We start from the raw sequence: 12,046 nt of genomic DNA, 5'->3' as shown, positions 1-12,046 counted from the left end.
AAGGATCATTTACAGAAAATCACCAGGTTTGAAACAAGCCCGATTATTTTCTGTTTGAAAAATTATTGTTGATTTTCCTCAACGAAATTTTTGAATTTATCCTGCTCCCTTTTATACTCCTCAGGAGTCAAAGGAACATATCCTACATCTTTTAAAAGAGAAGGTGCTTCATTTAGATAAAAATTAACGAAGTCTATCACTTTAGGATTATTTTGAATTGAAGAACTGTTCACGTAAATAAACAATGGTCTTGAAAGCGGTGCATACGTGCCATTGCTCACCGTTTCTACCGTTGGTTCTATACAACCCTGACCGCCATCTACGCCTACAATTTTTAGTTTATTTCTATTCTCCTCAAAGTAAGCAAGTCCAAAGAATCCAAGTCCGAATTTGTCTCCGGCTACTCCCTGCACTAATACATTATCATCCTCACTGGCCGTGTAATCTCCCCGGCTGCTTCCGCTTTCTCCCATGATGGCTTCGGTAAAATAATCGAAAGTTCCCGAAGCTACTCCGGGACCATAAAGGTGAATTTCTTCATCGGGCCATTCAGGATTGATCTGGTTCCATCTGGTGATGGTTCCTTGTGCTGCCGGCTCCCATATCTTTCTCAATTGGTCTACTGTAAAACATTGCACCCAATCGTTTTCGGGATTTATAATTACCGCGAGACCATCGTAAGCTACTTCAAGTTCAATGAAATTGATATTATTTTCATTTGCAATAGCTTTTTCTTCCTCTTTTATAGATCTTGAGGCATTAGCGATATCAATATCCCCCTTGGCAAATTTTTGAAAACCCCCTCCGGTTCCCGAAACTCCAATAGTAACGTTCACATCGGGATCTTCTGTCCTGAATTCTTCAGCAATAGCAGCAGTAACAGGAAAAACGGTACTGGATCCATCGATAGAGATCCCGTTACCTTCCTGATCTTTTTTGTTATTTCCGCAGGACAATACTGAAAATGTAACAGCGGTAATTAAAATTAATTTTTTCATCTCTCTATATTTATTGAATTTATTAGAACATTATAATTAGCAAAACTTCCTCACTATTTTCATCGCATTCAGGCGCACAACCTAACATTTGAATTTATAAATGAAATTCAAATTGCAACCTGTACATCAAACCATCAAATTGATCCTGGTTAAGATCGGTATAACTTATATCGGTTTGTACTTTTAGTTTATGTCCAACCAAATATTTGGACAATCCAAGGGTATATTGATTTTCTACTAACTCAGAAAAATCATCGTCCGGATCAACGCTTGTAAAACGTCCAAGGACCTGGTAATTATTTTCAAAAAGGTATCCGGCCTGGATATTGAATGCTTCTCCAATATTCACAACGTCACCGGTAGGAGTGCTATCCTCATTAACTGCAAAGGGATTGTCTGCCTCCCTGTTAGCGTATTCAGCCATTATGGAGACACCTTCATATTTGAACAAGGCATCCAAAAATAAGGTCTGTATATCGGTTTCAAAAAAGCCTGTATCAGTGATCATATAAGAACCCATATTAGATCTTGTTTTCACTGCGTTGTCATTGTAATCATAACTTACTCCAACGGCCAATTTTGGGTTGGATTCACGTTCGAGATCTGCCCCGGAATAATCGGAAAAATCGCCAAAAGGGAGGATCTCTGCCCTTCCTGTATATTGATATCCGCCAATATTCCCTGTGGTAATATTTCTACCTTCTCCCTGTGCGATGGAAACTATTTCTCTTATTATAAACGTATCGTTAATAGTTATAAAGTGGTGCAGTTGCAAGCCTATATCTCTATCAATATTATATCGGCTGTTGAGGAGAGATCGATCCACCGTTTCAAGATTAGCCGAAGAAATTACCCGCTCTCTGTTTCCTGGAAGTTTAGTTTGCCCTGCCCATAATTCGAAATTTTCATAAAAATTCCACTTTAATACGGCGTCCAGAACAAATCGTGGTGCATTGCTTGTAAATTGAGAGGCGCCTGAAATATCCCTGTTTGACAATCCTAATTCAAATTTATAGGTGAGTTTAGGGGAGTAAGCAAATCCCTCAAATTTGAGACGAGCCCTCCTTATTAAAAAATTGGTTTCTCCATCCTGAATACCACCATTCTCAGGAACATCCCATTTTGAGGTCATTAAAGACTGAAATCGTATGCCAAAATACGCGCTGAAGGAGCTATCCTTAGCCACTACGTTTATCAATCCCTTTCCAAATTTATTCTCTGTAATATCCTGTCCCTGCGCGTACAGGCTTAATAGTAACGCAAAAGCAGCGATATAAAAATCTTTTAGTCTCATTAAATTCCCGGTTTTTGTCAATGCAAATAACCGATCTTAATGTTACCTGAGTGTTAAGCACAAATTATGTTTAAGTAAAAAAAAGGTTGTCTGGCCAGGACAACCTGTTCATACATCTAAATCGACAAAAACTGAGAATATATGAAATTCCTTAATGATCATTAAGAACTCAAAAATCACAATTATTTCTCTTTAAAATGTAAAGGGAATATTATTAAATATTTAAATTAAAAATTGGTGGGTCAATTAATACTTTAAAGAATGTGTTTAAAAGGTGATAAATCTATGTAAACGTATTAAAATTCAGAGAATTCAGAAATTTTAAAACAAAATCAATTATATTTACTAAGGATTCACCAAAGAAAAATCCAACTCTGGTACCGTAAATGCAGAAATGGGTTCAAGGACAAGAAGACCGGAAGGCCCTATAAGACTACTTTCTCCCAGATCCTGTAATTCTTCATTGAAATGCAGAGAATTGGAATAATCCTCCTGATAATGGCGCTCTTCATCGATGGAAATTGCAAAAGCCAGGTTACTTGTAACCAGGAGAAATAAAAGACCAAGGACTTTTAAAAATTGCATTTTCCGTATTATTATAAAGATCAAACGTATATACTATTTGTGTTAAAAACACAAAAATTAGCGATATAAAATATTTTTTTGAAAACATAATTCAGAAAAAATAAAGATATAGTTTAAGCCTGAAATTATTTAGTGCGAAGCAGCATAGCTTTGGGATTTTGGCCTTAGGTTGTGATTATTAATTACGAAGTTTGCGCGAATTTCTAATGCGTGAACATCTCGCGCAGATCGGTGGTCTCCAGAAATATTCTCATAAACGATTCATCCTACTCACAATGGTTAATTTCCTAGATCATATCTGATTTATTCGTCCCTTCCTGGAAATTTTTTATCGATTTATGACTTCTATAGCACGCTACCATTAACCTTGATTTATAAAAAATTTTGTATATTGAACTGTAACACATCCACTTATAATCCTTTAAAACGAAAGATCATGAAAACGAAGTTTCAATTTATTGTAGGTTTAGGCATAATCTTGCTGTTTTTAATTCCCGGGGCACAAGCCCAGATTTTACAGTCCAAGAGTGATGTGATCAAAGAATATGGAGATCCGTTTTCTGCCGGGGTAACAAAAAGCGGGGAGAATTACCTTTTTTACAAAATGCCGGTGACCACTAAAGCGAGCGGTACTTATAACCAGGGTAGGATCCTATATTTTAAAACCTTTAGTAACGGGGTCGAGGTTTGCTATAAATTTAAGATCGTTGAGCCTACTTCTGAAACTATTTATAACATCACTTCCTTTACCAGAGATCTTGTGCAGACCGATGATATGCAATGGAACGATTATGCGAAGGGAATTGTCTATAAAATAAAAGAAATAAAAGGGGTGTGCCTTATCACTGCAGAATATGATAACGAGGTAAGCCTCGCAAAGGTCTACAAATTTTAACCATTGTCTCTTGCTGTTTTTACTTTCATCATTTTTATATATTTAAATTAAACCGATAATTAGGCTGCCTGAGAATCTGAAGCTGTTTTAATGGCTGCATCTATTCTGGTTTAGGTACCAAAATGGCAAATATTTCAATTTTAACATAGAGATGCCGATTTTAGGAGCTACCGGGATGCGGGATTAAACGTAAAAAGCCCGGAATCGATTCCGGGCTTTTTAATTTTTATTAAGCTGTGACGCCTTCTTCAAGACCAGCCTCTATCAATTTTTCTGGAGTGACAGGAAGGCTTCGCATTCGTTTACCGGTTGCATTAAATATGGCATTTGTAATTGAAGCAGCTACACTGGTTATTCCAAGTTCACCAATTCCTTTAATACCCATTTTATTGGCGATCTTATCTACTTCCGGAAGAAAGATCACATCAATATTGGCCAAATCCAGATTTACGGGTACGTGATAATCTGCAAAAGAACGGGTAATGAAATTGCCAAAATTAGGTTCTACCCTGGTTTTTTCAGCCATCACCATCCCTACACCCATCGTTAAACCTCCTATGATCTGCCCGTAAGCAGTCTTCGGGTTTAATATTTTTCCCGCTGCACCTACATTTACCATTCTTTCAATTCTGTACATTCCTGTGTCTTTATCTACCCAAACTTCACAAAAATTAGCTCCAAATGAGAAGACCGAGTATTTCTTGAATTCTGCAGATGGCTCAGCCATTCCTTCAGCTTTAAATTTGGTAAGTTGATTCTTTTTTAGAAGTTCTGCTACCTCAACTTCTTCATCTTCTGCTATGTTTTTATTATTCTTAAGCGTTTTTATAGCATTTTCACAAGCAGCACGGGCGCCATTACAATAGGAAGCTGCACCCCAGGAACCTCCGGAACCAGGAGTTATCGGGAAATTGGAATCACCTAATTCTACCGTTACCTGTTCTACAGGGATCTTTAAATATTCTGAAGCGGTTTGTGCAATAATAGTATAACTACCAGTGCCTATGTCGGTTGCATCCATTTGAATGGTAGCAAAAACTTTATCTTCGTCCAATTCCAGAATTACTTTCGCATGCGTTTTCTGGTAAGGAGAGTTTCTGGAAGCGGCACTTACACCATAGCCTATTAGCCAATTGCCTTTTTTGTTAGTGCGAGGTTCTGGTTTTCGGTCTTTCCAACCAAATTTATCAGCTCCAATTCTTAAACACTCTACCAAAAGTCTGGACGAAAATGGTCTTTCTTCATGAAGATCGGTTTGGGTGTCATTCTTAATACGGAAATCAATAGGATCCATTTTCAACTTCCAGGCCATTTCATCCATAGCAGATTCTAATGCAAAACTACCCGTGGCTTCTCCAGGTGCTCTCATGGCAAAAGGAGTTTGAATATTCATCGGGATCAACTTATAGGTAACTTCGTTATTAGCTACTTTATATAACATCTTAGAAACCATCCCGCAAGGCTCCTGATATTCCTGAGTAGTAGAAGTATGAGAAAGCGTTTCGTGAGAAAGCGCTGTGAGCGTACCATCTTTTTTGGAACCAATGCGCATTTTTTGCTCGTTCTGTTGACGCATGTTCGTATTGGTAAACATTTGGGTTCTCGTTACAGTAACCTGCACGGGTCTTGCCACCATTTTAGATGCCATTACCGCCATAATCACATGGCGATCCAGGTTTAGTTTTGAACCAAATCCACCACCTACAAAAGCAGAAATTACACGCACATCTTTCTTTGGAATCTGGAATGTTCCTGAGATAGCTACTATTGCATCTTCCACAATTTGCTGACTCGAATATGCAGTTACTTTTCCATTATCCCAGGAAGCGATAACGGCATGCAATTCCATTGGGTGATGATGCTCAATTGGTGTATTGTAGGTTTGTTCCACCACCATATCAGCTTCAGAAAGCCCTTGCTCCATATTTCCCCTTGAATAATTTGAATCATTATTTGGAGTATAGGCTTTAGATTTCGACTTCTCAAAGTCGATAACTGCGGAAGGATCCTTTTTATATTCAAATTTCACTAAACTAGCTGCATATTGCGCCTGTTCAAAAGTTTCTGCTACCACAAGACCAACATACTCTCCATAGTAATGCACTTTATTACTTTGCAATACCGGAGCGATACTATCTGTTGCAAGTTCTGGCATTTCTTCATCAAAGGTCTTGAGTTTTGTGGCATTCTTATAAGTGATCACTTTTAAAACTCCTTTGAGTTTTTCAGCTTCAGAAGTATCTATAGAGATGATCTCTCCTTTGGCGATCGTACTGTTTATCCCCTGGCCATATACCTTATTTTCCACCGGAAATTCTGAAGCATATTTAGCCATTCCCATCACCTTAAGATGACCTTCCACTCTATTTATAGGATTTCCAACTCCAGATGCATTTATTGTCTTCGTCATAATTTTAATTTTTGAGATTGGCCTATACTTCTCTTTCATATGCCTGGGTAAGCGCTCTAACTATAGCGTTTTTCCCCATTTCTACTTTATATTTATTTCCTTCAAATGGTTTCGCATCTTTCATCTCCAAAGCTGCAGCCGCCTCAAAATTTTCCGTAGTTGGTTTTTTCCCTGTAAGGAATTCTTCAGCTTTAGAAAGTTTCCAGGGTTTATGGGCAACACTTCCCATTGCCAATCCCGCTTTTGATATCACTCCGCTATTCACCTGTAATCCGGCTGCAACAGATACCAATGCAAAAGCATAACTGGAACGTTCGCGAATCTTTAAATAATAATAATGATCTGAAAATTCTGGTTTTGGTAAATGAATCGCCGTGATCAATTCACCTTGCATAAGAGTAGTATCTTTTTCAGGCTGATCTCCCGGCAGTCGGTGAAAATCTGTAAATTCAATCATTCTGGAAGATCCATCCGGTTGCTGAACCTCAACAGTTGCTCCAATGGCAGCCAGCGCCACGCACATATCTGAAGGATTTGTAGCGATACAACTATCGCTATATCCAAAAATGGCGTGTAAAGCATTCATCCCTTTCAGCGCTCCGCATCCGGAACCTGGTTCTCTCTTATTGCAGGGCATCGAAACTTCAAAGAAATAAGGACACCGGGTACGTTGCAATAAATTACCTCCATTGCTCGCCATATTCCTGATCTGTGCCGAAGCAGCAGAAAGCATGGCCATAGAAAGTAAAGGGTATTTGGTTCTAACTTCAGGATGATTGGCAGTATCAGAATTACTAAGCATTGCGCCAAGTGTTAATCCGCCGTTTTCATTTGAAGTTATTTTTTTGTAATCGAGTTTATTAACATCGATAAGCTGGTCTGGCCGCTCCACATCTTCTTTCATTAAATCTACCAGGTTCGTCCCACCTCCGAGATAATGAGATGTTGCTGTAAAGGCCTGAAGCGCTTGATCTTTATTTTGTGCACCTGTATATTTGAATGGTCTCATTTTCGTTGAATTTTAAAATATTTTATAGTATTTCAAATTAGAAAAACCTAAGCTCCTCTAAGCATTCTTAGCCTTATCCATTTGTTCTTGTGTAGCGAATTCCCAGGTTGGCATTTCATCATCTCCGGTATGCACTTCTTTAAAGGCCTGTACAATATTATTGTAAGCGCCGCATCGACAAATATTTCCCGACATTCGTTCTCTAATTTCTTCTTCGGAAAGTGTTAAACCAGATTTAATTTTTTTGAAATCCTCTGTCACATAACTCGCTTCTCCATTCTTAGCTTCTTCTAATAGTGCTAAAGAAGAACATATTTGTCCTGGAGTACAATATCCGCATTGAAACCCATCGTGTTTTAAAAAAGCTTGTTGCATAGGATGCATTTCACCGTTCTTGGCTAAGCCCTCAACTGTTGTAATCTCTTTTCCTTCACAAGTAGCTGCTAGGGTTAAACAGGAGAGATTACGTTTGCCGTCTATTATAACTGTGCAAGCTCCACATTGTCCATGGTCGCAACCTTTTTTGGTTCCGGTTAGGGCAAGTCTTTCTCTAAGCGCATCAAGCAAAGAAGTCCGGGAATCTAATGTTAATGGCTTTACCATATCATTCACCCGGAGATTCACTTTAACCTCATTTAAAAGGGCTATTGTATTTTCTGGCAAATCTTTCATAGTGCTGGCAAATATTTCTGAAGTAAAAAAAGAAGAAGCATAAATGCTCAAGCTTGCTGCGGAAACCTGTTTTAAGAATTTCCTTCTCGAACTTTCATTTAGACCCATAGCATCGAGAATCATATTCTCGTCATCACTCAAATTGTCTGAATCGACAGCTTCATTCCACTTATCTATATCTTTCATAAACAATATTTTAGGGAGGTACATCAATATTTCTAAAAATAAAGAAATTAATCTTTTAAAAAGTTAGTGATACGTTAAAACATTTCTTAATTTATATAATTTAAGAAGTGTTTAAGGATATAATACTAAATGATTCGGAATTATTTTAGGAAATTACAAATTGACCTGGTTAACTCGCCCAGAGTAAAGGCTACATAATTCTAAACAGTTATGTATAAAAATGACAGAGGTACCCGCCGTTACAGTTAACCATTAAAATAAAAAATTTAGACGTCCTGTAGTATTAAAAGTTGAAGATATCGGGGTTTGGCTCGATGATGATCTATCAGAAAATGATATTCTTAATCTCATGTATTGAGATTTACTAGATGAATTCCCTGTACAAGACTCTGTTTTAGACATTTGGCTTGTGCACGATTGGACAGAAAAAGGCATTGCACCACCGTGGCAGGCAAATTTTCCTACATTTTTAAACTTTTAAAGCCATTTGGTGCTACGATGGTATTGATGGCCACTTGGTCTCCCACACCTGGAATAGAGGTAAGGATCTTGTTCTGTCCAGGAAATTCTTCTGTTTTCAGAAGTACCTTTATTGTTTGGTCAACCTCTTTTATTGACTTGTTAAGAAAGGGGTTGTGTTTTTTTTAGTCGTTTGCTCCTATTTCTAAAGAAAGGCCTGTCAATAAAATTCTTCAGGTCCAGGCCATTAAACTGAATAACTTAAGCGGGTTAGCACCTATTGTCACTTTCAGCAATGAAGAATTAGGTTATGAAACTTCTTTAATTTTAAAAGGGTTAATAAAAAATCATTTAGGGGTCTTAGGAGTGCTGTGCTATGAATTCCAAAGAAAAGGCTTGAATAATGCATTTTTCGAAATATTACTCAACGGGTTTACCGTTCAAACCGAAAAATCAAAATTTAGAATTTCTCCCTCAACCCTAGATTTATATTTTGAGATAAATTAATCTTCAGCTTTGATGAATTTTGGATTGATATACAATTTTCCGTCTTTTAATTTCTGCCAGTAAATTTTCATATCTGCGTTTATTTCAGGAGCCATAATATATAATCCTATTATATTTGGAAAAGACATTGCCAGAATCATCATATCGGCGAAACTTAAAACGGCTCCTAAACTTACCGAAGCGCCTAATACTACAAAACCTAAATACATAATTTTATAGACCAGTTCCACTTTTTTACTTCTTCCAAAGAGAAAGGTCCAAGAGCGCATTCCATAATATGACCAGGAAACCATAGTGGAAAAGGCAAATAAAAATACAGCGACCGCTAAAACTGAGGGGAACCAAGAAACTACACTTCCAAAGGCATCAGCGGTAAGTTCTACTCCGCCTAGTCCGCTGCTGGTTATGTGCATGCCCGTAAATATCAAAACCAGAGCTGTCATGGTACAAACCAGCATAGTATCGATAAAGGGCTCAACCAAAGAAGTAAAACCATCTGCAATTGGATTATTAGTTTTGGAGGCACTGTGTGCAATTGCTGCCGAGCCTACTCCCGCCTCACTAGAAAAAGCGGCGCGTTGCAAACCTATGATCAGCACCCCAATAAATCCACCTTTTAAAGCTTGGGCAGAAAAAGCACCATCGACAATTGCTAGAAAAGCGCCACCAAGATATTCGATATGATATCCTATCACCACTAAACAACCTAACACGTATAAAATGGCCATAACAGGAACTACTTTTGCAGTCACTTTGGCAATACTTTTAATTCCGCCAATAATCACTGCGCCTACCAGCAGGGCAAAACCAATTCCGAACCAGAATCCCTGGCCTTGTAAAAAGGGGATTTGTTCTGATACTATTTTAAATGCCTGATTAGACTGTAACATATTACCTCCGCCAAATGAGGCTCCAACCCCAAGAACTGCAAAAAGAATGGCCAAGAATTTCCCCAAACGCTTAAGGTTTCGCTTTTCGAGACCATAGCGCAAATAATTCATAGGTCCACCAAATATGCGGCCTTCGTCATCAATAAATCGATATTTCACTCCCAAAGTACATTCGGCAAACTTTAAAGACATTCCGAAAAACCCAGCTAAAAACATCCAGAAAGTCGCTCCTGCACCTCCCAGAGAAATTGCCACAGCTACCCCTGCAATATTCCCCAATCCTACTGTGGCCGATACCGCGGTGGTCATTGCTTGAAAATGCGTTATCGTACCGGGAGCATCTGGATCGTCATACTTCCCTCTTGCCAAATCTAAAGAATGGCGAAAGCCGCGAATGTTCACAAACTTTAAGCGCAGGGTAAAGAAAATACTTCCCAAAATAAGCCAAACAACAATGAAAGGAATGGTATTGGTTTTTATATCGCCATTGGGATGTAAAAGAGGTTGGGGAGTTTGAAAATTGATTATCGCCAGTAGCGGGGCGTTGAAAGAACCGGTTTCAGGCATTCTGGAAATTACAGCTCCTTCTTTCGTCACGTGTTCTAAAGTACCTTCAGCTGGAGCATAAATGGATAATTCTATGTTTCGATTGCTTTCCAGCAATGCAATTTCCTCACCTATTTTTACCTGGCTTCCTTCCGAAACCAACCATTTTTTTACTTGGTATTCCCTATCGATACTTGCATCGCGTGGTGGAAGAGGAATATTTTTATGAGACGTGTACACTACCGGGTCATATATTCCGAGGGTAGCAAAAGCATCCCAAAAAAGGACGGCTCCCAGCACATCTACCGCCGGCTGTACTTTACTATTGAAAATTTCGGTTATTGATTTGGCAGGGATGGTAAATGCCTTGGAAACCGTGTTCCCGCTGGCATCGCTTATAATTACGGAATGCTCCATTCCCTCAATCAAACCAACCGATTCTGCCGCAATTAAAGGAGTGTTTGTATTACTCCATTTGTATTGATATGGAGCTAGACCTCCTTCTATCGAAACCTTTGCGGCTCCATTATTAATTTCGGAAGAAGGATTGAGTAGTTCTAAGTGAACTTCCATTTCACTGCTAGATTGAACTTGAGCTATAGAATTAGTGAAGGTAATGAGCAACAGCGCTAAAAGGGCAAAAAGTCTAGATTTTGTCATTTGAGAATTCGCGATTTATTTATGGATAATCACAATAATAGTAATAAATACAAGTCCCCCAAAGGTAATCAAGGTCTTTTTTTGAAATTGAGTAAGGTCTAGATTTAATAAATGCATTTTAACCACTCATCTTTTGACATCGCATAGAACCACAGTTAAAAATACAAGCCCTTTTAAACGATAGTGGTCCTGCTTACTTATAATTATTTTTGAGAGAAAAGTAATATCCTTGATTTCTGCATTTCATAACCCAAATTCATAAAATTTAATAACAAGAGAATTCAAAGGAGATTAAACAATATTACCCAACGAAAATGAGCATATTCTGCACCTATTCTGCACCCATTAGAAACAAGAAAGGCTCCACATTTCTGTGAAGCCTTGTCTTTCCTAGTAGCGGGAACTGGACTCGAACCAGTGACCTTCGGGTTATGAGCCCGACGAGCTACCTACTGCTCTATCCCGCGATATATCTTTAATCTAAAATGTCAAGTTTATAAATAACTTTACTCGCTTAAAAGCTTTCTTCGTTATTGGAGTGCAAATATACAATAGAATTCCTCTTCTACAAAGAAAAATTTTAAAAAATTAATTTATTCATCGGTTGGATTCCGCTATAACCACCTTAGAAAAAATACATCTAAATCTAGATTCCAAACACTGCTTTGATTTTCAAAATATTAGGCGATCCATCTAAATAAATTTGGATTTTTTTGAACTCTTGAAAAAGATTATTCAGCATTAAAAAAATTACTGCTCAATGCTGTTTGCTGAAAATTCTATTAATTCATTTTCCTCAAAACGGACAAAAATCTCTATGGGATTACAACAAACCTCGCAATCTTCAATATAAGTTTGTGAGTTCACCGATGCATCCAGAAGCATTGAAATTTCTTCCCAGCAATAAGGACATTGGAAAACATGTTCATTCATCT

General features: G+C 38.0%; 9 protein-coding genes and 1 tRNA gene. 1 reads left to right on the top strand and 9 read right to left on the bottom strand.

Features of this window, described 5'->3' with window-relative positions; all coding sequences use genetic code 11:
- Window positions 1–62: 62 nt before the first annotated feature.
- The 3 genes from GILLI_RS13550 to GILLI_RS13540 form a co-directional block, all read right to left on the bottom strand.
- A complete protein-coding gene (locus tag GILLI_RS13550; protein ID WP_006989685.1) occupies window positions 63–998 on the bottom strand; it encodes a PstS family phosphate ABC transporter substrate-binding protein in 936 nt (311 codons plus the stop codon).
- A 94-nt stretch (window positions 999–1,092) separates the two neighbouring features.
- Window positions 1,093–2,292, bottom strand: a complete 1,200-nt coding sequence (locus GILLI_RS13545) for a porin (RefSeq protein WP_006989684.1) — start codon at window positions 2,290–2,292, stop codon at window positions 1,093–1,095.
- Window positions 2,293–2,637: 345 nt separating this feature from the next.
- Window positions 2,638–2,877 (bottom strand): hypothetical protein, encoded by a 240-nt coding sequence (locus tag GILLI_RS13540; protein WP_006989683.1) that lies wholly within the window; start codon window positions 2,875–2,877, stop codon window positions 2,638–2,640.
- Between the two features lie 436 nt (window positions 2,878–3,313).
- Between GILLI_RS13540 and GILLI_RS13535 the strand changes: the two genes are divergently transcribed.
- Window positions 3,314–3,772 (top strand): hypothetical protein, encoded by a 459-nt coding sequence (locus tag GILLI_RS13535; protein WP_040506659.1) that lies wholly within the window; start codon window positions 3,314–3,316, stop codon window positions 3,770–3,772.
- A 229-nt stretch (window positions 3,773–4,001) separates the two neighbouring features.
- On the opposite strand, the gene GILLI_RS13530 is transcribed toward GILLI_RS13535, so the two are convergent.
- From GILLI_RS13530 to GILLI_RS13500, 6 genes are all read right to left on the bottom strand, one after another.
- Window positions 4,002–6,182, bottom strand: coding sequence for a xanthine dehydrogenase family protein molybdopterin-binding subunit (locus tag GILLI_RS13530; RefSeq protein WP_006989681.1), 2,181 nt, complete (start codon window positions 6,180–6,182; stop codon window positions 4,002–4,004).
- A 22-nt stretch (window positions 6,183–6,204) separates the two neighbouring features.
- Window positions 6,205–7,191 carry an FAD binding domain-containing protein gene (locus GILLI_RS13525; protein ID WP_006989680.1) on the bottom strand — a complete coding sequence of 329 codons (987 nt, stop codon included), beginning with the start codon at window positions 7,189–7,191 and terminating at the stop codon, window positions 6,205–6,207.
- A 57-nt stretch (window positions 7,192–7,248) separates the two neighbouring features.
- Complete coding sequence (locus GILLI_RS13520) at window positions 7,249–8,049, bottom strand: 2Fe-2S iron-sulfur cluster-binding protein (RefSeq protein ID WP_006989679.1); 801 nt, start codon at window positions 8,047–8,049, stop codon at window positions 7,249–7,251.
- Between the two features lie 962 nt (window positions 8,050–9,011).
- A complete protein-coding gene (locus GILLI_RS13510) occupies window positions 9,012–11,111 on the bottom strand; it encodes an amino acid carrier protein (RefSeq protein WP_006989678.1) in 2,100 nt (699 codons plus the stop codon).
- Between the two features lie 394 nt (window positions 11,112–11,505).
- Window positions 11,506–11,578: transfer RNA gene (locus tag GILLI_RS13505), tRNA-Met, on the bottom strand.
- A gap of 283 nt (window positions 11,579–11,861) precedes the next feature.
- Window positions 11,862–12,044, bottom strand: a complete 183-nt coding sequence (locus tag GILLI_RS13500; protein ID WP_006989677.1) for a CPXCG motif-containing cysteine-rich protein — start codon at window positions 12,042–12,044, stop codon at window positions 11,862–11,864.
- Window positions 12,045–12,046 lie beyond the last annotated feature (2 nt).

The organism is Gillisia limnaea DSM 15749, from assembly GCF_000243235.1.
Taxonomy (GTDB): Bacteria; Bacteroidota; Bacteroidia; order Flavobacteriales; family Flavobacteriaceae; genus Gillisia; species Gillisia limnaea.
Note: the sequence above shows the minus strand (reverse complement) of the source record. Positions and strands in the feature narration are given on the sequence as shown.

What these genes read in the sequence shown, in the direction of transcription:
- GILLI_RS13550 (WP_006989685.1), bottom strand. Translation starts at nt 998, where the DNA reads ATGAAAAAATTAATTTTAATTACCGCTGTTACATTTTCAGTATTGTCC.
- GILLI_RS13545 (WP_006989684.1), bottom strand. Translation starts at nt 2,292, where the DNA reads ATGAGACTAAAAGATTTTTATATCGCTGCTTTTGCGTTACTATTAAGC.
- GILLI_RS13540 (WP_006989683.1), bottom strand. Translation starts at nt 2,877, where the DNA reads ATGCAATTTTTAAAAGTCCTTGGTCTTTTATTTCTCCTGGTTACAAGT.
- GILLI_RS13535 (WP_040506659.1), top strand. Translation starts at nt 3,314, where the DNA reads ATGAAAACGAAGTTTCAATTTATTGTAGGTTTAGGCATAATCTTGCTG.
- GILLI_RS13530 (WP_006989681.1), bottom strand. Translation starts at nt 6,182, where the DNA reads ATGACGAAGACAATAAATGCATCTGGAGTTGGAAATCCTATAAATAGA.
- GILLI_RS13525 (WP_006989680.1), bottom strand. Translation starts at nt 7,191, where the DNA reads ATGAGACCATTCAAATATACAGGTGCACAAAATAAAGATCAAGCGCTT.
- GILLI_RS13520 (WP_006989679.1), bottom strand. Translation starts at nt 8,049, where the DNA reads ATGAAAGATATAGATAAGTGGAATGAAGCTGTCGATTCAGACAATTTG.
- GILLI_RS13510 (WP_006989678.1), bottom strand. Translation starts at nt 11,111, where the DNA reads ATGACAAAATCTAGACTTTTTGCCCTTTTAGCGCTGTTGCTCATTACC.
- GILLI_RS13500 (WP_006989677.1), bottom strand. Translation starts at nt 12,044, where the DNA reads ATGAATGAACATGTTTTCCAATGTCCTTATTGCTGGGAAGAAATTTCA.